The sequence below is a fragment of the Streptomyces sp. NPDC014891 genome, assembly GCF_043081085.1.
GTDB lineage: Bacteria > Actinomycetota > Actinomycetes > Streptomycetales > Streptomycetaceae > Streptomyces.
This window is the reverse complement of the sequence record NZ_JBIBWF010000002.1, coordinates 592,928-615,321: the sequence shown is the minus strand read 5'-3', so window position 1 is coordinate 615,321 and position 22,394 is coordinate 592,928. Positions and strand designations below refer to the sequence as shown.

The window sequence follows — 22,394 nt, the reverse complement described above, 5'->3', positions numbered from 1 at the left end:
CCGGCATTCGAACTGAGCGATCTGGACACGCGAGGGCCTGAACTCCACGTTCAGCGCGACGACTTCGCCCGACGGCGTCGCGAACGTGCCCTACGGCGTCACGAACGCGTCCTACGGCGTCACGAACGCGCCCGCCGGCGGGGTCACTTCGCGTCGCAAGGCCTCGCAGCGCCCCGCCGCCCGCCCGGCGAGCCCTCGCCCCCGCGCCCCTACTCCCGGGGCTGCCCCGTCGACCCCCGGACCACCAGCTCCGCCGCCACGCGGGCCAGGCCTCCCCGGGGGGCGTCCTCCGTGCCCATCGCGAGGCGGCCCGCGCGCGTGCCCGCCGCGTGCAGCGGCAGGTGGACCGTCGTGAGCGCCGGTACCGCGTCCACCGAGAACGGCAGGTCGTCGAAGCCCGCCACCGACACGTCGCCGGGGACCGACAGGCCGCGTTCCCGCAGCGCCGCGCAGACGCCGAGGGCGACCGTGTCGTTGGCGGCGACGACCGCGGTGAGGTCCGGATCGCGGGCGAGGAGCTCGGCCGTGGCCTCGTATCCGGCCCGGCGGTCGTAGGCGCCGTGCGCCGTCGGCCCCTCCGCGACCCCCGCCGCCGCGAGCGCGGCCCGGTGGCCCTCCAGGCGGTGCCGGGTCGTGGTCCGGTCGGCCGGGCCGGCCGCGTACCCGATGCGCCGGTGCCCGAGTCCGAGCAGGTGCTCGGTGAGACGCCGCGCGCCGCCCCGGTTGTCGAAGACCAGCGCCGCCGCGTTCGCGTCGCCGGCGACCGGCGGCCGCCCGCACAGCACCACCCGGGTCCCCGCCTCCGCCAGCTTCGCCAGCTTCCCGGTGGTCGCCGCCAGGTGCCCGGGGTCCTCCGGGGAGCCGCCCATGAGGATCACGGCCGCGGCCCGCTGGCGCTGGAGCAGGGTGAGGTAGGTCAGCTCCCGCTCGGGGGAGCCGCCGGTGTTGCAGACGACGGCGAGCTTCTCGCCGCCGCCGCGCCCCGATCCGCCCTCCCCGATCGCGCTCTGCGCCGCGCTCGCCATGATCCCGAAGAAGGGGTCGGCGATGTCGTGGACGAGGACGCCGACCAGGTCGGACGTGGCGGCGGCCAGGGAGCTCGCGGGCCCGTTGAGGACGTAGTCCAGCTCGTCGACGGCCCGCAGCACCCGCTCGCGCGTCGACTCGGCGACCGGGTAGTTGCCGTTGAGGACGCGGGAGACGGTGGCGGGGGAGACCCGGGCGCGGGCGGCCACGTCCGCCAGGGTGACGGTCACTGTGTGCGTACCTCCGGGGCCTTGTCGACGGCGATGTCGGCAGGCTAGCGTCACCGTCGATGGAAAGCGCTTTCTATCGGGGCGCGGAACGCCGGGGAGAGGAACCTTTCGTGACACGCAGGACAGTCCGCATCGCCATGAACGGCGTCACCGGACGGATGGGCCACCGCCAGCACCTCGTCCGCTCGATCCTCGCCCTGCGCGACCAGGGCGGCCTCGACCTGGGCGACGGCGAGACCCTCTGGCCCGAGCCGGTCCTCGTCGGCCGCCGCGAGCCCGCCCTGCGCGCCCTCGCCGAGCGGCACGGACTCACCGAGTGGTCCACGGACCTCGACGCCGTCCTCGCGGACGACACGATCGACGTCTACTTCGACGCCCAGGTCACCTCCGCCCGCGCCGAGGCGATCACCAGGGCCGTCCACGCCGGCAAGCACGTCTACACCGAGAAGCCCACCGCCGCCGACCTCGCCGGCGCCCTGGAGCTCGCCCGGCTGGCCACCGCGAAGGGCGTCAAGCACGGCGTCGTCCAGGACAAGCTCTTCCTGCCGGGCCTGCGCAAGCTCAAGCGCCTGATCGACGGCGGCTTCTTCGGCGAGATCCTGTCCGTGCGGGGCGAGTTCGGCTACTGGGTCTTCGAGGGCGACTGGCAGGACGCCCAGCGCCCCAGCTGGAACTACCGCGCGCAGGACGGCGGCGGCATCGTCGTCGACATGTTCCCGCACTGGGAGTACGTCCTCCACGAGCTGTTCGGCCGGGTCACCTCGGTGACCGCGCACGTCGCCACCCACGTCCCGCGCCGCTGGGACGAGCGGGGCAAGCCGTACGAGGCCACCGCCGACGACGCCGCCTACGGCATCTTCGAGCTGGAGGGCGGCGCCGTCGCCCAGATCAACTCCTCCTGGGCGGTCCGTGTCCACCGCGACGAACTCGTCGAGTTCCAGGTCGACGGCACCCACGGCTCGGCCGTCGCCGGACTGCGCGACTGCCGCGTCCAGCACCGCTCGGCCACCCCCAAGCCCGTCTGGGACCCGGACGTCCCGGCGACCGAGCGCTTCCGCGACCAGTGGCAGGAGGTCCCCGACAACGCCGTGTTCGACAACGGCTTCAAGGCCCAGTGGGAGCTGTTCCTGCGGCACGTCGTCCTCGACGAGCCGTACCACTGGGACCTGCTCGCCGGGGCCCGCGGAGTCCAGCTCGCCGAGCTCGGCCTGCGGTCCGCCGCCGAGGGCCGCCGCCTCGACGTCCCGGAGGTCGCCCTGTGATCCGCCTGCCCCTGCCCGGCGGCGGCGTACGGGAGTACGTGCCCCGCGCCGAGCCCGCCGCCCCGGGCGGCGGCGGCCCGTCGGTCTCCCGGACCGTCTTCTCCGCCGCCCACGTGGTCGCCGACCCGTACGCCGACACCGGCCCCGACGCGCCCGCCGCCGTCGACTGGGACGCCACCCTCGCTTTCCGCCGCCACCTCTGGTCCCACGGCCTCGGGGTCGCCGAGGCCATGGACACCGCGCAGCGCGGCATGGGGCTCGGCTGGGCGGGCGCGGCCGAGCTGATCCGCCGCAGCGCGGCGGAGGCCCGGGCCGTCGGCGGGCGGATCGCCTGCGGGGCCGGCACGGACCAGCTCACCGGCCCCGCGGGCCTCGCGGAGGTGCGCGCGGCGTACGAGGAGCAGCTCGCGCTCGTCGAGGAGACGGGATCGCAGGCCGTCCTCATGGCCTCCCGCGCGCTCGCGGCGGCGGCTTCGGGGCCCGAGGACTACCTCGACCTGTACGGCGGTCTGCTCCGCCAGGCGGGTGAGCCGGTGATCCTGCACTGGCTGGGCCCGATGTTCGACCCGGCGCTCGACGGGTACTGGGGCTCGGCCGACCTGGACGCGGCGACCGAGACCTTCCTGGAGCTGATCGCCGCGCACCCGGACAAGGTCGACGGCATCAAGGTCTCGCTCCTGGACGCCGGGCGCGAGGTCGCGCTGCGGCGCCGCCTGCCTCAGGGGGTGCGCTGCTACACGGGCGACGACTTCCACTACCCGGAGCTGATCGCGGGCGACGAACAGGGCTTCAGCCACGCCCTGCTGGGCGTCTTCGATCCGCTGGCGCCGCTCGCGGCGGAGGCGGTACGGGCCCTGGACACGGGCGACACGGCCGGCTTCCGCGCGATCCTCGACCCGACGGTCGCTCTCTCCCGGCACCTCTTCGGGGCGCCGACCCGCTTCTACAAGACGGGGGTCGTCCTGCTGGCCTGGCTGGCCGGCCACCAGGAGCACTTCACGATGGTCGGCGGCCTGCAGTCCGCGCGCTCGCTGCCGCATCTCGCGCGGGCGTACGAACTGGCGGACGGCCTGGGGCTGTTCCCGGACCCGGAGCTCGCCGAGGCGCGGATGCGCTCCCTCCTGGCGGTCCAGGGGGGCCTGCGGTGAACCTCGACCGCTTCAGCATCAACCAGATGACGGTCAGGCAGCTGTCCCTGCCCGACCTGGTCGGCCACTGCCGCCGGCTCGGGATCACGGGCGTGGGACTGTGGCGCGAACCGGTGCGGGAGTACGGGGTGGAGGCGGCGGCCGCGCTCGTGCGGGACGCGGGCCTGAGGGTCAGCACCCTCTGCCGCGGCGGGTTCTTCACGACGGACGGCTGGGAGGCGGAGAACCGGGCGGCGATCGACGAGGCGGTGGCGCTCGGCACGGACACCCTCGTCCTGGTCTCCGGTGGCCTCACCCCGGCCTTCCCGGACCTGCCCGCGGCCCGGGCCCGGATCACCGAGGCGATCGGGGAGCTGGCCCCGTACGCGGGCGAGCGGGGAGTCCGCCTCGCCGTCGAGCCCCTCCACCCGATGTACGCCGCCGACCGCTGCGCGGTCTCCACCCTCGACCAGGCGCTGGCCGTGGCGGAGCACTTCCCGCCCGAGCAGGTGGGCGTGGTGGTCGACACGTACCACCTGTGGTGGGACGACCGGGCCCCGGCGGCGGTGGAACGCGCGGGCGCGGCGGGCCGCATCCACTCCTTCCAGCTGGCCGACTGGACCACCCCGCTCCCGGCCGGCGTCCTGACCGGCCGGGGCCCCCTGGGCACCGGCTCGATCGACCTCCGCGCCTGGGCGGACCTGACGGAACGGGCCGGCTGGACGGGCCCGGTGGAGGTGGAGATCTTCAACGACGACCTCTGGTCACGGGACGGCACGGAGGTCCTGGAGGAGACCCTGGAGTCCTTCCTGAGCCTCTGAACCCGGACCCCCGCGGCACACGGCTCCTCACCTGCCGGCGTGCCGCACGTCCATCTGCTCGACCTCCTTGAGCACCCGGGCGACCGAGGCGAAGTCGTTGTCCCGGTGCAGCACGGTCAACCCGTGGTGCACGGCCGTGGCGCAGACGAGGAGGTCGATGACGCCGGCCGCGCGGTGCTGCCCCGTCCGCGTCAGCTTGTACTGGGCGCTCTCCACCCAGCGCCAGGCGTCCTTGGGGACGCGTACCGGCGCGAACATGGCCGCGAGGTCCTCATCGATCGCATCGCGATCGTCCGCGTTCACGGCGCTGAAGAGGAGCTCCGTGCGGGTGGCTTCGCACATGCCGAGGGCGCCGGTCTCGATCTCGGCGTCCCAGCGTCGTTGCGCGGCCGGATCCGTGCCGAGGTGGACGTACGCGCTGGTGTCCACGAGGTAGGTGATCACATCGCGCCCTCGCCGCGCTGGGCGGACTTGCGGGCCTCCCAGTCCCGGCGGGTGCGCTCCAGGTCCCCCCGCGCGCCGCGATCCGCGAGGCGCTGGAACGCGGCGCGGCGGTGGTGACGCCGTATGACCTCTTCCAGGGCTGTGTTGATCGTGTCCTTCTTCGTGGTCGTACCGAGCAGCTTCGCGGCCTCGGCGAGCACGTCGTCGTCCACGTCCACGTTGGTCACACCCATGATCACTCCTTGTGGGTCATGTGGAAGATTCGCCCACATGACCCACATCATAGCCGCGCGCGCAGCCCGGTGGCTGCGACGGACGGGCCCCGGGCGGCCGCGTCAGCGGTGGCCGCCGCCGAGGGGATCGCCCGTGCCCTTCTTCGCCGCCGCGCGCTTCGTCAGGACCGCCAGGACCACCGGGAGCACGAGGTCGAGCGTCCGGGTCACCGTCGCCGCCGGGATGCCGGTGCGCTTCGCGATCGCGTTGGCCGCCGGGCGGGCCAGCCGTCCCAGGACCCCGGCCATGAGGCCGCCCGCCGCGAGGCCGCCGATGCCGGCGACGCCCTGGAGCGGGGGCTCGGCCGACGCCACCTCGCCGAACGCGGCCCGGACCTCGTCCGCGCTGTCCGGCTCGTCCGCCGCCCGGCGCAGCTCGTCGGCCAGCTCGGCCACCGAACTCCCCACGACCTCCTGCGCCCCCGTGCGGTCGGTGCCGAGCACGTCGGCGATCTCCCGGAGCCTGTCGTCGCCCAGCTCGTCCAGGACGTCGTCCTCGAAGGATTCGCTCATGCCGGAAACGCTACGACCCGCCCCCTCCGTCGGCACGCCGGGAGCGGCCGGGGGGCGGCCCGCCGCGCGCTCCCCGCGTCCCCGCGGCGGCGGGCCGCCCGCCCGGTCGTCCAGGGACCGCCCGCGCTGTCCTACCGGCCCGCTACCGTCGGGTCATGTCCAACGAAGGTCGCGGGCCGGGCTCGGCCGTGCTCGAAGGGGTCCTGGAGCGGATCACCTACGCCAACGAGGAGAGCGGGTACACGGTCGCCCGCGTCGACACCGGCCGCGGGGCCGGTGACCTGCTCACCGTGGTCGGCGCCCTGCTCGGCGCGCAGCCGGGGGAGTCGCTGCGGATGGAGGGCCGTTGGGGCTCCCACCCGCAGTACGGCAAGCAGTTCACCGTCGAGAACTACACGACGCTGCTGCCCGCCACGATCCAGGGCATCCGCCGGTACCTGGGCTCGGGGCTCGTGAAGGGCATCGGGCCCGTCTTCGCCGACCGCATCACGCAGCACTTCGGGCTCGACACGCTCGACATCCTCGAAGAGGCCCCCGCGCGCCTGATCGAGGTCCCCGGGCTCGGCCCCAAGCGGACCGCGAAGATCACGGCCGCCTGGGAGGAGCAGAAGGCGATCAAGGAGGTGATGGTCTTCCTCCAGGGGGTCGGCGTCTCCACCTCCATCGCGGTGCGGATCTACAAGAAGTACGGCGACGCCTCGATCTCGGTCGTGCGGAACCAGCCCTACCGGCTGGCCGCGGACGTCTGGGGCATCGGCTTCCTCACCGCCGACAAGATCGCCCAGGCCGTGGGCATACCCCACGACAGCCCCGACCGGGTGAAGGCCGGCCTGCAGTACGCCCTGTCGCAGTCCAGCGACCAGGGGCACTGCTTCCTCCCCGAGGAGCGGCTCATCGCCGACGCGGTGAAGCTCCTCCAGGTCGACACGGGTCTCGTCATCGAGTGCCTCGCCGAGCTGGCGGAGGATCCCGAGGGAGTGGTGCGGGAGACCGTGCCAGGCCCGGAGGGGACCCCCGTGACCGCCGTGTACCTGATCCCCTTCCACCGGGCGGAGCTGTCGCTCGCCGGACAGCTGCGGCGCCTGCTGCGGGCCGAGGAGGACCGGATGCCGGCCTTCCGGGACGTGGCCTGGGACAAGGCCCTCGCCTGGCTCGCGGACCGGACGGGGACCTCGCTCGCGCCCGAGCAAGAGGAGGCCGTGCGGCTCGCACTGACCCGGAAGGTCGCCGTGCTCACCGGCGGCCCCGGCTGCGGCAAGTCGTTCACGGTCCGCTCCGTGGTGGAGCTGGCCCGGGCGAAGAAGGCCAAGGTGGTCCTCGCCGCCCCGACCGGGCGGGCGGCGAAGCGGCTCGCCGAGCTGACCGGCGCCGAGGCCTCCACGGTCCACCGCCTCCTCGAACTCAAGCCCGGCGGTGACGCGGCCTACGACCGGGACCGGCCCCTGGACGCCGACCTGGTCGTGGTCGACGAGGCGTCCATGCTGGACCTGCTGCTCGCGAACAAGCTGGTGAAGGCGGTGGCGCCGGGGGCCCATCTGCTCCTGGTAGGCGACGTGGACCAGCTGCCGTCGGTCGGCGCGGGCGAGGTCCTCGGCGATCTGCTCGCCCCCGGGAGTCCCGTGCCGGCGGTCCGGCTGACCCGGATCTTCCGGCAGGCGCAGGAGTCGGGCGTCGTCACCAACGCGCACCGGATCAACGCCGGCGTCCCGCCGAAGACCGACGGGCTGCCGGACTTCTTCCTCTTCGTCGAGGAGGAGACCGAGGACGCGGCCCGGGTCGCCGTGGACGTCGCGGCCCGGCGGATTCCGGCCAAGTTCGGCCTCGACCCCCGCCGTGACGTGCAGGTCCTCGCCCCCATGCACCGGGGCCCCGCGGGCGCGGGCTCGCTGAACGGGCTGCTGCAGCAGGTCATCACCCCGGGGCGGCCCGACGTGCCGGAGAAGCGGTTCGGCGGCCGGGTCTTCCGGGTCGGCGACAAGGTCACCCAGATCAGGAACAACTACGACAAGGGTGCCAACGGGGTCTTCAACGGCACGGTCGGCGTCGTGACGCAGTTGGATGCGGTCGAGCAGAAGCTGACCGTGCGGACGGACGAGGACGAGGAGGTGCCGTACGACTTCGACGAGCTGGACGAGCTGGCCCACGCGTACGCGGTGACCATCCACCGCTCGCAGGGCAGCGAGTACCCGGCCGTGGTGATCCCGGTCACCATGAGTGCCTGGATGATGCTCCAGCGCAACCTCCTCTACACGGCCGTCACGCGGGCCAGGAAGCTCGTGGTCCTCGTCGGCTCCCGGCGGGCCATCGCCCAGGCGGTCCGCACGGTCTCGGCGGGCCGCCGCTTTACCGCACTCGCGTTTCGGCTCACAGGGAGCGCCCCCGTGTGAAAGATCACGGAGGGCTACCGGAACCGGGGCGAAGGGGGCAGGATATGAAGGTTGGCGGCACTGAGTGCCGCCGATTGGCCCAATGGTCGACCCCGAGTGCACTCTCCTGAGCCAAATGGGGGATGGTAGAGACAGTCAGGGCACCTCGAAGAAGAGGCACTACGTCGGTGAGGGATGACGTGAGCGACAACTCTGTAGTACTGCGGTACGCGGACGGTGAATACACCTACCCGGTGGTCGAGAGCACCGTCGGCGACAAGGGCTTCGACATCGGGAAACTCCGAGCCCAGACCGGTCTGGTCACCCTGGACAGCGGATACGGCAACACCGCCGCCTATAAATCCGCGATCACCTACCTGGACGGTGAGCAGGGGATTCTGCGGTACCGCGGTTACCCCATCGAGCAGCTGGCCGAGCGCTCCACCTTCCTTGAGGTGGCGTACCTGCTGATCAACGGCGAGCTGCCCAAGGTCGACGAGCTGTCGACCTTCAAGAACGAGATCACGCAGCACACGCTCGTCCACGAGGACGTCAAGAACTTCTTCCGCGGTTTCCCGCGGGACGCCCACCCGATGGCGATGCTGTCCTCGGTGGTCTCCGCGCTGTCCACCTTCTACCAGGACAGCCACAACCCGTTCGACGAGGAGCAGCGCCACCTCTCCACGATCCGGCTGCTCGCGAAGCTCCCGACGATCGCGGCGTACGCGTACAAGAAGTCGATCGGCCACCCCTTCGTCTACCCGCGCAACGACCTCGGGTACGTCGAGAACTTCCTGCGCATGACCTTCTCGGTCCCGGCGCAGGAGTACGACCTGGACCCGGTCGTCGTCAACGCCCTCGACAAGCTGCTGATCCTGCACGCGGACCACGAGCAGAACTGCTCGACCTCCACCGTGCGTCTGGTCGGCTCCTCGCAGGCGAACATGTTCGCGTCGATCTCCGCCGGCATCTCGGCCCTGTGGGGCCCGCTGCACGGCGGCGCCAACCAGTCGGTCCTGGAGATGCTGGAAGGCATCAAGGCCAACGGCGGCGATGTCGACTCCTTCATCCGCAAGGTGAAGAACAAGGAGGACGGCGTCCGCCTGATGGGCTTCGGCCACCGGGTGTACAAGTCCTTCGACCCGCGCGCCAAGATCATCAAGGCGGCGGCGCACGACGTCCTCTCGGCCCTCGGCAAGTCCGACGAGCTGCTGGACATCGCGCTCAAGCTGGAGGAGCACGCGCTCTCCGACGAGTACTTCGTCTCGCGCAACCTCTACCCGAACGTGGACTTCTACACGGGCCTCATCTACCGCGCGATGGGCTTCCCGACCGAGATGTTCACCGTGCTCTTCGCGCTCGGCCGGCTGCCCGGCTGGATCGCCCAGTGGCACGAGATGATCAAGGAGCCCGGCTCCCGCATCGGCCGTCCGCGCCAGATCTACACCGGCGAGGTCCTCCGCGACTTCGTCCCGGTCGAGGCGCGCTGACCAAGGGCTGAGCCCTGGTGGCGAGTGAGCCTGAGGGGCGCGTCGGTGCCGACACCGGCTCCAGCGCCCCGGAGGCGAACCGAGCCTTGAAGAAGAGGAAGCGCCCCGCCGTCGATCCCCCCACGGGTCGACGAGCGGGGCGCTTCCCATGTCCCGGAGCGGATTCCCCCCACGGGATCCGGGCCGGGCGTCTGCGGGTGTCGGCAGAAGCCAACGCGGGTCGGCGCGACGCGGTCTGCCGGGGTACGTACGGGAGGGCCGCTCAAAGCTCCCCGGTGCACGTGCCCCGGCCAACGCTTGCCTGGAACGTCCCCCAAGACATTCCATGAACGTCCCCCAAGACGTTCTCGGCATCGCCCACTTAGACTCGCGAACAGCCCAGATGGTTACCCCCCAATATCTGTGATCTAGGTCTCTTTGTGAAGGTCTTGTGCGTCACACGTGGGTGAATTCACGTGAAGCGGCGCAGACGAAGGCTGTTGGATACGACGAAGACGGACGAAAAGGCCATCGCCAGACCCGCGATCATCGGGTTCAGGAGGCCGGCCGCGGCGAGGGGGAGCGCGGCGAGGTTGTAGCCGAAGGCCCAGCCGAGGTTGCCCTTGATCGTCGCGAGGGTCCGGCGGGCCAGCCGGATGGCGTCGGCCGCGACGCGCAGGTCGCCGCGGACCAGGGTCAGGTCGCTCGCCTCGATGGCCGCGTCCGTGCCCGTCCCCATCGCCAGGCCGAGGTCGGCGGTGGCGAGCGCGGCGGCGTCGTTGACCCCGTCGCCGACCATGGCGACGGTCCGGCCCTCCGAGCGGAGCCGCCGGACGACCTCCGCCTTCTCCTCGGGCAGCACCTCCGCGATCACCTCGTCGATGCCGACCTCGGCGGCGACCGCCTCCGCGACGGCCCGGTGGTCGCCGGTGAGCAGCACCGGGCGCAGGCCGAGACCGCGGAGCCGGGCGACGGCCTCCGCGCTGGTGTCCTTGACCGTGTCGGCGACGGTCAGGGTGCCGCGGGCGACCCCGTCCCAGGCGACGTGGACGGCGCCGGGCGCGGTCGTCGCGGGGGCCTCGACGCCCTCGGCGGCGAGCAGGGCGGCCCGCCCGACGAGGACGAGCCGGCCCTCCACGGACCCGCGCACGCCGAGCCCGGGAACGCTCTCGAAGGTCTTGGGCACGGGGAGTTCGCCGCAGCGCTCGGCGGCGCCGGCCGCGATCGCGCGGGCGACCGGGTGCTCGGAGGCGTGCTCCAGGGCGCCCGCGAGCCGCAGGAGCTCGGTCTCGTCGGTGGAGTCGGTGCCGTACGTGCCGCCGTGCACGTGGACGTCCACCAGGCGCATCCGGCCGGTGGTGACCGTGCCGGTCTTGTCGAGGACGACCGTGTCGACGCGGCGGGTGGACTCCAGGACCTCGGGGCCCTTGATGAGGATGCCGAGCTGGGCGCCGCGGCCGGTGCCGACCATGAGGGCGGTCGGCGTGGCGAGGCCGAGGGCGCAGGGGCAGGCGATGATCAGGACGGCGACCGCGGCCGTGAAGGAGGCCGTCGGGTCGTCGGTCAGCAGCAGCCAGGTGACGAGCGTGCCGAGCGCGATCAGCAGGACGACGGGGACGAAGACGGCGGAGACGCGGTCGGCGAGCCGCTGGACCTCGGCCTTGCCGTTCTGCGCGTCCTCGACGAGCCTGGCCATGCGGGCGAGCCGGGTGTCGGCGCCGACCCGGGTGGCCCGGACGACGAGCCGGCCCGAGACGTTGACGCAGCCCCCGGTGACGTCGCTGCCCGCGGTGACGTCCAGGGGCAGGGACTCGCCGGTGAGCAGGGCGGTGTCGACGGCGGAGGCGCCCTCGGCGACCGTGCCGTCAGTGGCGATCTTCTCGCCGGGGCGGACGACGAAGAGGTCGCCGGTCCGCAGCGCGGAGACCGGGACGCGCTGCTCCGTTCCGCCGCGCAGGACGGCCACGTCCTTGGCGCCGAGTTCCATCAGGGCGCGGAGGGCCGTGCCGGCCGTGCGCTTGGCGCGGGCCTCCAGGTAGCGGCCGAGGAGGAGGAAGGCGACGACTCCCGCCGCGACCTCCAGGTAGATCGCGGAGGAGGCCTCGGAGCGGTCGACGGTCAGGTCGAAGCCGTGCCGCATGCCCGGCATGCCCGCGTCGCCGAGGAAGAGCGCCCACAGCGACCAGCCGAAGGCGGCCAGGGTGCCGACCGAGACGAGGGTGTCCATGGTCGCGGCGCCGTGCCGGAGGTTGGTCCAGGCGGCCCGGTGGAAGGGCAGTCCGCCCCAGACGACGACGGGGGCGGCGAGGGTGAGGGAGAGCCACTGCCAGTTGTCGAACTGGAGGCTCGGGACCATGGCGAGCAGGACGACGGGGGCGGCGAGCAGGGCGGAGACGAGGAGCCGCTGCCGGAGGGCGGCGAGCTCCGGGTCCCGCACCGGCTCCCGCTCCTCCGTGCCCTGGTCCGGCTCGGGGGCCGGCTCGGGCGGCGGGGGCCGCTCCGCGGTGTAGCCGGTCCTGACGACGGTGGCGATGAGCGCGTCGACCCCGACCTCCGGGAGGTGCTCGATCCGCGCCTTCTCCGTCGCGTAGTTGACGGTCGCCGTCACCCCGTCCATGCGGTTCAGCTTCTTCTCGACGCGGGCCGCGCAGGAGGCGCAGGTCATGCCGCCGATGGTCAGTTCGGTGACCGCGGTGTCGACGGGGGATGCGGTGGTGCCGGAGGTCATGTGCGGTTCCAAACGGGAGCAGGGCCGTACCGGTAACGGTACGGCCCTGCGGGGTGTCGGCGGCGGGGCGGTCAGACCAGCTCGTAGCCGGCCTCGTCGACGGCGGCGCGGACGGCCTCCTCGTCGAGCGGGGCGGCGGAGACGACGGTCACCCGGCCGGTCGCGGCGACGGCCGTCACGGACGAGACGCCGGGCAGCTCGGAGATCTCGCTCGACACCGCGCCCTCGCAGTGGCCGCAGGTCATGCCCTTGACCTGGTAGACGGTGGTGAGGTCGGTCTTCGTCTCTGCGGTCATGGCGCTCTCCTCGTGGGTTCAGGACCGTACCCGGTCACCCTATACCCCTAGGGGGTATAAATGCCAGTCGGGTCGCGGCCGCCGCGCCGGGATTCCGGCGGACCCGGGCCCCGGAGGGTCACCACGGCCCGGAGTCGAACCCTCCGGCGGGGACGCGCGCACGTACCTCCCCCGCCGAAGCGGGCGATCCGGCTGGAACCCATGGTAAATACCCGATATGTCGCAAGCGGGGACCACGCTCATCCTGATCATGGCGATCGCCGTCCTGGCGCCGCTGCTCGCCTACGGAGTCGGCCGCCGGCTCCCCGTCCCGCTCGTCATCTTCGAGATCCTGCTCGGCATCCTCGTCGGCCCCGACGTGCTGGACTGGGCCCGGACCGACGCGCTGATCGACGGACTCTCCCAGCTCGGGCTCACGATGCTGATCTTCCTCGCGGGGTACGAGATCGAGTTCGGCAAGGTCCGCGGAGACACCCTCCGGCGCTCCGTGCGGGCCTGGCTGCTCGCGCTCGTCCTCGGGCTCGCCGTCGGCGTCCTGCTCGGCGGCGGGTACACCAAGGGCGTCTTCATCGGCGTCGCGCTCACCAGCACCGCGCTGGGCACCGTCCTGCCGGTGCTCCGGGACTCGGGCGACCTCCAGGGCCGGTTCGGCACGGTCGTCATGGCCTTCGGGGCGGTCGGCGAGTTCGGCCCGATCATCGCGATGGCGCTGCTGCTCAGCGGGCGCGGCGCGGCCGAGTCGACCGTCCTGCTCGCGCTCTTCGCGGCGCTCACCGCCGGGGCGCTGTTCTGGGCGCTGCGGCCGCGTCCGCCGTGGTTCTCCCGGATCATCGCCAAGACCCTGCACACCAGCGGGCAGTTCGCGGTCCGGTTCGTCTTCCTGCTGATCGCGCTGATGCTGGGCGCCGCGCAGGCCCTCGGCCTCGACATCCTGCTCGGGGCCTTCGCGGCCGGGCTGATCACCCGGCTCGTCCTGACCGGGGCCGCGCCCGAGTCGGGGCCGCAGATCCTGGAGAAGATCGAGGGCGTCGGCTTCGGCTTCCTCGTGCCGGTGTTCTTCGTCGTGACCGGCATCGAGTTCGACCTGGCCTCGCTCCTCGACGGCGGCCGCTCCCTGCTCCTGCTGCCGGTCTTCCTGCTGCTCTTCCTGGTGGTGCGCGGCGGGCCGATCTGGTTCCTCGCCCCCCGGGACCTCGACCGCCGGGACCGGCGCGGGCTCGTGCTCTACGGCTCCACGGCGCTGCCGCTCGTCGTCGCCATCACGACCATCGGTGTGGACGACAAGGCGATGACGGCCGGCGAGGCGGCGGCGCTCGTCGGCGCGGCCATGGTCTCCGTGCTCGTCTTCCCGCTGGTCGCGCTGAAGTCGCGGTCGGGCGCGAAGGGGCTGCCCTCCGAGCAGATCAGCGGCTCGGAGTCGTGGTGACCGCGGCGCCCTCGACCAGCGGCGAGAGGTAGCGCAGCAGGAGCGTCTTCAGCTCGGCGACGGTGGCGTCCCGCTCGGCGCCCTCGGGTGCGGCGAGGACCAGGTCCAGGCCTCCCTTGAAGGTGGCGAAGGCCATGCCCGCGGTCCGGGCCCGGTCCGCGGCGGGCAGCTCGGGCGCGTAGTGGGCGATGACCCCCTCCACCCGGGTGAGCAGGGTGGAGTGCAGCTCGTCGTGCTCCTCCGCGATCCGGCCGGGGACCTCGGAGCCGTGCATCAGGGCGAGGAAGGCCGGGTTGGCGCAGTTGAACTCGATCAGCGGGTCGACGACCGCGTCGAGCAGCTCGGGCAGCGGCAGGGCGAGGTTCTCCGGGGTGAAGGCCTGGCCGTGGGCCTCCCGCATCTCGTGCAGCAGGCGCTCGCCCAGCTCGATCGCGATGGCCTCCTTGTTCGGGAAGTACTGGTAGAGCGTGCCGGGGGAGACGTGCGCCTCGCGGGCGATCGCGTTGGTGCTGGACGCCGTGTAGCCGTTCGCGCAGAAGACGTTCGCGGCGGCCTGGAGCAACTGCGCGATGCGGCGCTCGCCCCGCGCCTGGCGGCGGCGCGGCTTCTCTTCTTCGGACATGGCTGTCCCCGGATCTCCTCAGTACGTTTGACAAACACGAGAGGTCGCTCGCATTCTTGAGAAACGCGAGTGATCACTCGTGTTTGCCAGTCTATGGCAATGGGTGACCCGTGTGACCTGCCGGGAAGCGCGCACACGGGTCAGGTGAAGGGGACACCTCGTCATGGCCGAAGTCAAGAAGACAGCACCCGGGGGGACCGGATCCCCCCAGCGGGAGGGGGCGGGGGGCTGGACGCGGTTCGTGACCGCACGCCCCCGCCTCACCCTGCTCGTCGCCCTGGTCCTCACCGCCCTCGCCGTGCTGGCCGGCGGCGGGGTCGCCGACCGGATGGGCAGCGGCGGCTGGGAGGATCCGGCCGCCGAGTCCACGTACGCGACCGAGGCGCTGGGGAGCCGGTTCCCCGGCTCCCAGCCCAACCTGCTGCTGCTCGTGGACGCCGGAGAGGCCGGCGCCGACGCGCCCGCGGTCGCCGCCGAGGCCCGCCGGCTCGCCGAGCGGCTCGACGCGGAGCCGGGCGTCGACGGCGTCGGCTCGTACTGGTCCACCGGGTCGCCCGCCCTCCGCTCCGAGGACGGCCGCAAGGCGGTCATCGCCGCCCGCATCGCCGGCGAGGAGAAGGAGGCGGCCGCCGTCCTCGACCGGATCGCCCCCGAGTACCGGGGCACCCACGGCCCCGTCGAGGTCTCCCTCGGAGGCGGGCTCGCCGTGCGCCACGAGATGCAGACGGTCATCCAGGAGGACCTGCTGCGGGCCGAGCTCATCGCCCTGCCCCTCACCCTGATCCTCCTCGTCATGGTCTTCGGCAGCGCCGTCGCCGCCCTGCTGCCGCTCGGCGTCGGCATCGTCGCCATCCTCGGCACCAACGCCGTCCTGCGCGGCATCACCGAGTTCACCGACGTCTCCGTCTTCGCGCAGAACCTGACCACGGCCCTCGGACTCGGCCTCGCCATCGACTACGCCCTGTTCGTCGTCCGCCGCTACCGGGAGGAACTCGCGGCCGGCGCCGACACGTACACCGCCGTCCGCACCACCCTGCGCACCGCCGGGCGGACCGTGCTCTTCTCCGCCCTGACCGTCGCCGTGTCCCTCTCCGCGATGCTGGTCTTCCCGCAGTACTTCCTGCGCTCCTTCGCGTACGCCGGGATCGCGGTGGTCCTGCTCGCCGCGACCGCCGCCCTCACCCTCCTCCCCGCGGCCCTCGTGCTGCTCGGCGACCGGGTCAACGCACTCGACCTGCGGCGCCTCCTCCGGCGCCGCACGACCGCCGGGGCCCGCCCCGAGGGCGGCGGGGGCGCCGGCTGGGCGCGCGCCGCGGCGCTCGTGATGCGCCGCGCGCCGGTCTTCGCCGTCCTCACGACCGCCGGACTCGTCCTCCTCGGACTGCCCTTCCTCGGCGTGAAGTTCGGCACCGCCGACGACCGCCAGCTCCCCGTCACCGCCTCCTCCCGCGTCGTCCAGGACGAGCTGCGCCACGCGTTCCCCGGCGACCCCGGCGGCGGCCTCACCGTCCTCGCCGAGGGCGAGGCCACCCCCGCGCAGTACGCGGCCTTCCGCGAGCGGATCGGCGCGCTCGACGACGTGGTCCGCGTCGACGGACCGGTGACCGCCGCCGGCGGCCACGCCTACTTCACCGTCGTCCCCGAGGGCGAGACCGTCGGCGTCGGCGCCCAGCGGGCCGTGGCCGAACTGCGCGCCGCACCCGCACCGTTCGACACCTCCGTCACCGGGCAGGCCGCCGTCCTCGTCGACTCCAAGGACGCCCTCGCCGAGCGGCTGCCCTGGGCCGCGGCGATCATCGTGGTCGTCACCCTGCTCCTGGTCTTCCTGCTCACCGGCAGCGTGCTCATCCCCGTCCAGGCCGTCGTCCTCAACGCCCTCAGCCTCACCGCGATGTTCGGCGCGGTGGTCTGGGTCTTCCAGGACGGGCACCTCGCGGACCTGCTCGGCTTCACCCCCACCGGGGACATCGAGACCACCCTGCCTGTGCTCATGTTCTGCGTGGCCTTCGGGCTCTCCATGGACTACGGGGTGTTCCTGCTCTCCCGGATCAAGGAGGAGTACGACGCCACCGGCGACCACGAGCACTCCGTCCGCTTCGGGCTGAGCCGGACCGGCGGCCTGATCACCGCCGCCGCCGTGATCCTCGCCGTCGTCATGGTCGCCATCGGCACCTCCCGCGTCACCAACACCAAGATGCTCGGCCTCGGCGTCGCCCTCGCCGTCCTCATGGACGCCATGGTGGTCCGCAGCCTCCTCGTCCCCTCCGTCATGAAGCTCACCGGCCGCCTCACCTGGTGGGCTCCCGGCCCGCTGCGGCGCTTCCACGACCGCTTCGGCATCAGTGAGTCGGACGCCCCCGCCGCCGAGCGGGAGGCCGCGCCCGCCGACGAGGGGGAGGACGCCGCGGCGCCGGAGGGACGCCGGGAGACGGCTCCGCTCCGGCGGTGACACACCGCGGGGCCGGACCCCGGCCAAGCCCGGGTCCGGCCCCGCGGGGACGGCGGAGGGGGCGGTCCCCTCGGGTCAGTCGCGGCGGCCCCGGTTGCCGGGGCGGCTGGCGACCCAGGCGCGGATCGTGTCCGCGTACCAGTAGGGCTTGCCCGACTCCACGTGGTCGGGGGCCGGCAGCAGCCCGTGCTTGCGGTAGGAGCGGACCGTGTCGGGCTGCACCCGGATGTGTGCGGCGATGTCCTTGTACGACCAGAGCGTTCTGTCCGTCATGCCTGGTACCTCCCTGCGCGCCGCGCAGCGGCGGCGGGGGTGCCGTTCGGGGGCGCTGCGGGCGGGCGTTGGCGATCACTGAGCCATTGCCCCCTGCAACGACCCCTCCAGTCGGGAGGGGAGCGCCTGTCGAGTGCCTGTGACGGAAAGCCCGCGTAACGGAGATGCGCGTGACGATCACGGGACGTGTGTGACGAAAGTGAGGCATCGGGACATCGGTGTGTCCCCGTGCGTCACCCCGTCCGGCACGGTAGGGCGACCGGCCGCCCGCCGGTCACACGCCGCAGGACCGCAGGTAGTGCCGGGTGCGCAGCGCGATCGGGTACGGGGCGTCCGGCGCGCACGGATACATGTCCTGCTCGACGATCGCGAACAGGTCCACGTCCAGCGCCGAGGCCGCCGCCAGCACCGGCTCCAGGGCGGGCACCCCGGACGGCGGCTCGCACATCACGCCGCGCGCCACCGCCGGACCGAACGGCACCCCCTCGGCCACCACCCCCGCCAGGACCTCCGGGTCCACCTGCTTCAGATGGAGATAGCCGATCCGCTCCCCGTACGTCTCGATCAGTTTGACGCTGTCCCCGCCGGCGTACGCGTAGTGCCCGGTGTCCAGGCAGAGCGAGACCGCGTCGGGGTCGGTCGCGTCCAGGAACCGCGTCACGCTCGCCTCGTCGTCCAGATGGGTGTCCGCGTGCGGATGGACGACGATCCGCAGCCCGTACCGCTCGCGCACCTCCCTGCCGAGCCGCTCGGTCAGCCCCGTCAGGTCCCGCCACTGAGCCGCGGTCAGCGTCCGGTCCTCCAGGACCTCGCCCGTGCGGTCGTCCCGCCAGAACGACGGGATGACGACCAGGTGACCCGCCCCCATCGCCTGCGCCAGGGCCGCGTTCTCGGCGACGTGCCCCCAGGTCCGGTCCCAGACGTCCGGGCCGTGGTGCAGGCCGGTGAAGACCGTCCCCGCCGAGACCCGCAGCCCGCGCCGCCCGGTCTCCTCCGCCAGCACGGCCGGATCGGTGGGCAGATAGCCGTACGGCCCCAGCTCGATCCACCCGTACCCCGCACCGGACACCTCGTCCAGGAAGCGCTGCCACGGCACCTGCCGCGGATCGTCGGGGAACCACACCCCCCAGGAGTCCGGCGCGGAGCCGATCCGGATGCGCGACGGGGCCGGAGACGGGGACGGGGGCGGCTGCGGTGACGGCGTCGTCATGCCAGCCACCTTGACCGGGGCCCGCGAGCAGCGTCAAGGAGGCCGCACCGGCCCGGACGGACGCGTCCGGTCGTCAGAATGTCCGGACATATCGTTGACACGCCTCCGGGCGGACGGCTAGACCTGGGTGCGGAAGCCGGACGCGAGAGGTGGCGCGGGTGGAGTCGGAGCCGTACGACCTGATCACCATGGGGCGCCTCGGCGTGGACCTCTACCCGCTCCAGACCGGCGTCGGCCTCGACCGGGTCGACACCTTCGCCAAGTTCCTCGGCGGCTCCCCGGCGAACGTCGCCGTCGCCGCCGCCCGCCTCGGCCTGCGCACCGCACTCGTCTCCCGCACCGGCGCCGACCCCTTCGGCACCTACCTCCGCCGGCAGCTCAAGGACTTCGGGGTCGACGACCGCTGGGTGACCGAGGTCGACGCCTACCCCACCCCGGTCACCTTCTGCGCCCTCTTCCCGCCCGACGACTTCCCCCTCACCTTCTACCGCCGCCCCAAGGCCCCCGACCTGGAGATCCACCCCCACGAACTCGACCTCGACGCCGTCCGCGCCGCCCGCGTCCTCTGGACCACCGGCACCGGCCTGTGCGCCGAACCGAGCCGCACCGCCACCCTGGAGGCGCTCCGCGCCCGGTCCCGACGGGAGACCACCGTCCTCGACCTGGACTGGCGGCCGATGTTCTGGACCGACCCGGCGGCCGCCCGCCCCTCCTACGCCGCGGCCCTGCGGCACGCCACCGTCGCCGTCGGCAACCTCGACGAGTGCGAGGTGGCCACGGGGGAGCGCGAGCCCCACGCCGCCGCCCGGGCGCTGCTCGCCGCCGGACCCCGGCTCGCCGTCGTCAAACAGGGACCCCGCGGCGTCCTCGCGCTCGCCGCCGACGGGACCGGCGCCGAGGTGCCGCCGCTGCCGGTCCGGGTGGTCAACGGCCTGGGCGCGGGCGACGCGTTCGGCGGAGCACTCGTCCACGCACTGCTCGCCGGCCGGGACCTGACCACCGCCCTGCGCCACGCCAACGCCGCCGGCGCGATCGTCGCCGGCCGCCTCGCCTGCTCCTCCGCCATGCCGACCGCGGCCGAGATCGCCGAGGCGCTCGCGACCGGTTCCGGCACCCCGGCGGAAAGTTCCGGCACCCCGGCGGAAAAGGGGTAGGGGTCAGGCATGAGCACCCACCGCCCCCCGTCCCTCCACCTCCCCGCCGGAACCGCCGCCCGCGGCCCCTACACGCTCGACATCGACCCGGAGCGGGCCGGCTGGACGTACTGCTCCCTCCGCGTCCTCACCCTCGGACCCGGCGCGATCCACTCCTTCGAGAGCGGGGAATCCGAATGGGTCGTGCTTCCCCTCTCCGGTGCCTGTAGCGTGCGCGTCGACGGCGAGATCCTCGAACTCCTGGGCCGCGCGAGCGTGTTCGACGGAGTGACCGACTTCGCCTACGTACCGCGCGACAGCCACGCCCAGATCGCCTCCGGCGCGGGAGGCCGCTTCGCTTTGGCAGGAGCGAAGTGCGAGCGACGACTCCCCGCCCGCTACGGCCCCGCGCCGGAGGTTCCCGTCGAGACCCGGGGCAGCGGCAACCGCGCCCGCCAGGTGCGGAACTTCGCCGCCGCCGACGCCTTCCCCTGCGACCGGCTCATCGCCGTCGAGGTCGTCACCCCCGGCGGCAACTGGTCCTCGTACCCGCCGCACAAGCACGACGAGCACCTCCCCGGCGCCGAGTCCGTCCTGGAGGAGATCTACTACTACGCGATCGAGGCCCCCGGCGCCCACGGCTACCAGCGGATCTCCCCCTCCCGGCCCGGCGGCGCCGACCTCCTCGCCGAAGTCCGCAACGGCGACGCCGTCCTCGTCCCCGACGGCTGGCACGGCCCGTCGATCGCCCAGCCGGACCACCCGCTCTACTACCTGAACGTCATGGCGGGCCCCGGCCCCGAGCGGGAATGGCGCATCCGCTTCCACCCCGACCACACGGAGGGATACGCATGAGCGTCCGCCTCACCGTCGCCCAGGCCCTCGTGCGCTTCCTCGCCGCCCAGCACACCGAACGCGACGGCGTGCGGCAGCGCCTCGTCACCGCGACCTGGGGCATCTTCGGCCACGGCAACGTCGCCGGCCTCGGCCAGGCGCTCGTCGAACACCCCGACCTCATGCCCTTCCACCAGGGACGCAGCGAACAGGCCATGGTCCACGCGGCCGTCGGCTACGCCCGCCAGTCCAACCGGCTGCGCGTCCACGCCGTCACCACCTCCATCGGGCCCGGCGCCACCAACCTCGTCACCGGCGCCGCCCTCGCCACCGTCAACCGGCTGCCCGTCCTCCTGCTGCCGGGCGACACCTTCGCCACCCGGCCCGCCGACCCCGTCCTCCAGCAGCTCGAAGTCCCCTACGCGGGCGAGGTGTCCGTCAACGACTGCCTGCGCCCCGTGTCGCGCTACTTCGACCGGATCACCCGGCCCGAGGCGCTGATCCCGGCCGCCCTCGCCGCCGTACGGGTCCTCACCGACCCCGCCGAGACCGGCGCCGTCACCCTCGCCCTCCCGCAGGACGTCCAGGCCGAGGCCCACGACTGGCCCGAGGAGTTCCTCGCCGAACGGACCTGGACCGTACGCCGCCCGCGCCCCGACCCGGCCGAACTCGACGCGGCCGTCCGGGCGGTGCGGGAGGCCGCCCGCCCCATGATCATCGCGGGCGGCGGGGTCCGGTACAGCGCCGCCCAGGACGCCCTGCGCGCCCTCGCCCGGGAGGCCGGCCTCCCGGTCGCCACCACCCAGGCCGGCAAGGGCGTCCTGCCCTGGGACGACCCCCGCGACGTCGGCGGGATCGGCCACACCGGCACCCGGACCGCCAACGACCTCGCCCGCACCAGCGACCTGATCCTCGGCGTCGGCACCCGCTACACCGACTTCACCACCGCCTCCGGCACCCTCTTCCGCCCCGACACGCGGCTCGTCAACCTCAACATCACCGGATTCGACGCCCACAAGCAGGCCGGGATCCCGCTCGTCGCCGACGCCCGGGCCGGCCTCGAGGCCCTCACGGAGGCGCTGGCGAGCCACCCGCGGGGCCGCGGACACGACCCGGAGCGATGGGCCGCCGCCAAACGCGACTGGCAGGAGCGGACCGACACTGCCTACGCCGCACCCGACCCGGACGCCCGCCCCACCCAGGCCCAGGTCCTCGGCGCACTCGACACCCTGGTCGACGGCACCGACATCCTGATCAACGCCGCCGGATCGCTCCCCGGAGACCTGCACAAGCTGTGGCGGACCCGGTCCGTCGACCAGTACCACGTCGAGTACGGCTACTCGTGCATGGGCTACGAGATCCCCGCCGCCGTCGGCGTCGCCCTCGCCGCCCCCGGCCGGCCGGTCTGGGCCCTCGTCGGCGACGGGACGTACCTGATGAATCCCACCGAGATCGTCACCGCCGTGCAGGAGGGACTGCCCCTCAAGCTGGTCGTCCTCCAGAACCACGGCTACGCCTCCATCGGCGGCCTGTCGGAGACCGTCGGCGCCGAGCGGTTCGGCACCGACTACCGCCACCGGGACCGCTTCGGCGGCTTCACCGGCGCGCCGCTCCCCGTCGACCTCGGTGCCAACGCCGCCTCCCTCGGCATGCGCGTCCTCCGCCCCCGCACCGTCCGTGACCTGCGGGAAGCCCTCGCGGACGCCCGGACCTCGGCCGTTCCCACATGTGTCTACGCCGAGACCGAAACGCCCGACACTGTGTCGGGCCCGCCCCCGGCCCAGGCATGGTGGGATGTGCCCGTGGCCGAGACCTCGACCCGCCCGTCGGCGGTCAAGGCCCGGGAGGAGTACGACCGGCACGTCACCGCCCGACGCCGCCATCTCTGAAGGA

Annotated in this window: 19 protein-coding genes; 10 read left to right on the top strand and 9 right to left on the bottom strand. The window is 73.2% G+C overall.

The window, feature by feature from the left end; genetic code table 11:
* Nucleotides 1–209 precede the first annotated feature (209 nt).
* Nucleotides 210–1,256: a LacI family DNA-binding transcriptional regulator gene (locus ACF09E_RS07320; RefSeq protein WP_392204270.1), complete on the bottom strand. Its 1,047-nt coding sequence runs from the start codon at nt 1,254–1,256 to the stop codon at nt 210–212.
* A 110-nt stretch (nt 1,257–1,366) separates the two neighbouring features.
* On the opposite strand from ACF09E_RS07320, the gene ACF09E_RS07315 reads away from it, so the two are divergent.
* From ACF09E_RS07315 to ACF09E_RS07305, 3 genes are read left to right on the top strand one after another with little or no spacing between them, the layout of a single operon-like run.
* Nucleotides 1,367–2,518 carry a Gfo/Idh/MocA family protein gene (locus ACF09E_RS07315; protein WP_392204269.1) on the top strand — a complete coding sequence of 384 codons (1,152 nt, stop codon included), beginning with the start codon at nt 1,367–1,369 and terminating at the stop codon, nt 2,516–2,518.
* Entirely contained in the window at nt 2,515–3,666 is a 1,152-nt protein-coding gene (locus ACF09E_RS07310; RefSeq protein ID WP_392204268.1) for a dihydrodipicolinate synthase family protein, read from the top strand. Before ACF09E_RS07315 ends, ACF09E_RS07310 begins: the two co-directional genes overlap by 4 nt.
* The gene (locus ACF09E_RS07305) at nt 3,663–4,466 is read left to right on the top strand and encodes a sugar phosphate isomerase/epimerase family protein (protein WP_392204267.1); all 804 of its coding nucleotides are present in this window, start codon (nt 3,663–3,665) and stop codon (nt 4,464–4,466) included. Before ACF09E_RS07310 ends, ACF09E_RS07305 begins: the two co-directional genes overlap by 4 nt.
* Before the next feature lie 27 nt (nt 4,467–4,493).
* Here the strand turns inward: ACF09E_RS07305 and ACF09E_RS07300 are convergent, their stop codons facing one another.
* From ACF09E_RS07300 to ACF09E_RS07290, 3 genes are all read right to left on the bottom strand, one after another.
* A complete protein-coding gene (locus ACF09E_RS07300) occupies nt 4,494–4,910 on the bottom strand; it encodes a PIN domain-containing protein (protein ID WP_392204266.1) in 417 nt (138 codons plus the stop codon).
* Nucleotides 4,907–5,143, bottom strand: coding sequence for a type II toxin-antitoxin system VapB family antitoxin (locus tag ACF09E_RS07295; RefSeq protein WP_392204265.1), 237 nt, complete (start codon nt 5,141–5,143; stop codon nt 4,907–4,909). The genes ACF09E_RS07300 and ACF09E_RS07295 overlap by 4 nt, the downstream gene beginning before the upstream one ends.
* A 102-nt stretch (nt 5,144–5,245) precedes the next feature.
* Nucleotides 5,246–5,695 carry a DUF937 domain-containing protein gene (locus ACF09E_RS07290; RefSeq protein WP_392204264.1) on the bottom strand — a complete coding sequence of 150 codons (450 nt, stop codon included), beginning with the start codon at nt 5,693–5,695 and terminating at the stop codon, nt 5,246–5,248.
* A gap of 155 nt (nt 5,696–5,850) precedes the next feature.
* On the opposite strand from ACF09E_RS07290, the gene ACF09E_RS07285 reads away from it, so the two are divergent.
* Together ACF09E_RS07285 and ACF09E_RS07280 are read left to right on the top strand one after the other, a co-directional pair.
* The gene (locus ACF09E_RS07285; protein ID WP_392204263.1) at nt 5,851–8,082 is read left to right on the top strand and encodes an ATP-dependent RecD-like DNA helicase; all 2,232 of its coding nucleotides are present in this window, start codon (nt 5,851–5,853) and stop codon (nt 8,080–8,082) included.
* A 179-nt stretch (nt 8,083–8,261) separates the two neighbouring features.
* Nucleotides 8,262–9,551: a citrate synthase gene (locus ACF09E_RS07280; RefSeq protein ID WP_367827943.1), complete on the top strand. Its 1,290-nt coding sequence runs from the start codon at nt 8,262–8,264 to the stop codon at nt 9,549–9,551.
* Between the two features lie 451 nt (nt 9,552–10,002).
* Here the strand turns inward: ACF09E_RS07280 and ACF09E_RS07275 are convergent, their stop codons facing one another.
* Entirely contained in the window at nt 10,003–12,258 is a 2,256-nt protein-coding gene (locus ACF09E_RS07275; protein ID WP_392204262.1) for a heavy metal translocating P-type ATPase, read from the bottom strand.
* A gap of 71 nt (nt 12,259–12,329) precedes the next feature.
* The gene (locus tag ACF09E_RS07270; protein WP_148004069.1) at nt 12,330–12,554 is read right to left on the bottom strand and encodes a heavy-metal-associated domain-containing protein; all 225 of its coding nucleotides are present in this window, start codon (nt 12,552–12,554) and stop codon (nt 12,330–12,332) included.
* A gap of 217 nt (nt 12,555–12,771) precedes the next feature.
* On the opposite strand from ACF09E_RS07270, the gene ACF09E_RS07265 reads away from it, so the two are divergent.
* The gene (locus ACF09E_RS07265) at nt 12,772–13,980 is read left to right on the top strand and encodes a cation:proton antiporter (protein ID WP_361853370.1); all 1,209 of its coding nucleotides are present in this window, start codon (nt 12,772–12,774) and stop codon (nt 13,978–13,980) included.
* Here the strand turns inward: ACF09E_RS07265 and ACF09E_RS07260 are convergent.
* Nucleotides 13,958–14,602: a TetR/AcrR family transcriptional regulator gene (locus ACF09E_RS07260; RefSeq protein ID WP_361853367.1), complete on the bottom strand. Its 645-nt coding sequence runs from the start codon at nt 14,600–14,602 to the stop codon at nt 13,958–13,960. The two genes, ACF09E_RS07265 and ACF09E_RS07260, sit on opposite strands and share 23 nt — an antisense overlap.
* A gap of 163 nt (nt 14,603–14,765) precedes the next feature.
* On the opposite strand from ACF09E_RS07260, the gene ACF09E_RS07255 reads away from it, so the two are divergent.
* Nucleotides 14,766–17,051 carry an MMPL family transporter gene (locus ACF09E_RS07255; RefSeq protein ID WP_392204261.1) on the top strand — a complete coding sequence of 762 codons (2,286 nt, stop codon included), beginning with the start codon at nt 14,766–14,768 and terminating at the stop codon, nt 17,049–17,051.
* Nucleotides 17,052–17,126: 75 nt separating this feature from the next.
* Here ACF09E_RS07255 and ACF09E_RS07250 read toward each other — a convergent pair whose 3' ends face one another.
* Both ACF09E_RS07250 and ACF09E_RS07245 read right to left on the bottom strand, forming a co-directional pair.
* Nucleotides 17,127–17,324: a MarR family transcriptional regulator gene (locus ACF09E_RS07250; protein WP_341624349.1), complete on the bottom strand. Its 198-nt coding sequence runs from the start codon at nt 17,322–17,324 to the stop codon at nt 17,127–17,129.
* A 274-nt stretch (nt 17,325–17,598) separates the two neighbouring features.
* Nucleotides 17,599–18,534, bottom strand: coding sequence for a sugar phosphate isomerase/epimerase family protein (locus ACF09E_RS07245; RefSeq protein WP_392204260.1), 936 nt, complete (start codon nt 18,532–18,534; stop codon nt 17,599–17,601).
* A 188-nt stretch (nt 18,535–18,722) separates the two neighbouring features.
* Here ACF09E_RS07245 and iolC point away from each other — a divergent pair, with 188 nt between their 5' ends.
* Genes iolC through iolD form a run of 3 tightly spaced genes read left to right on the top strand, consistent with a single transcriptional unit; the run spans nt 18,723 to nt 22,390 of the window.
* Nucleotides 18,723–19,688: a 5-dehydro-2-deoxygluconokinase gene (gene iolC / locus ACF09E_RS07240; RefSeq protein WP_392204437.1), complete on the top strand. Its 966-nt coding sequence runs from the start codon at nt 18,723–18,725 to the stop codon at nt 19,686–19,688.
* Between the two features lie 9 nt (nt 19,689–19,697).
* The gene (gene iolB, locus ACF09E_RS07235) at nt 19,698–20,522 is read left to right on the top strand and encodes a 5-deoxy-glucuronate isomerase (protein WP_392204259.1); all 825 of its coding nucleotides are present in this window, start codon (nt 19,698–19,700) and stop codon (nt 20,520–20,522) included.
* Nucleotides 20,519–22,390: a 3D-(3,5/4)-trihydroxycyclohexane-1,2-dione acylhydrolase (decyclizing) gene (gene iolD, locus ACF09E_RS07230; protein ID WP_392204258.1), complete on the top strand. Its 1,872-nt coding sequence runs from the start codon at nt 20,519–20,521 to the stop codon at nt 22,388–22,390. The genes iolB and iolD overlap by 4 nt, the downstream gene beginning before the upstream one ends.
* Nucleotides 22,391–22,394 lie beyond the last annotated feature (4 nt).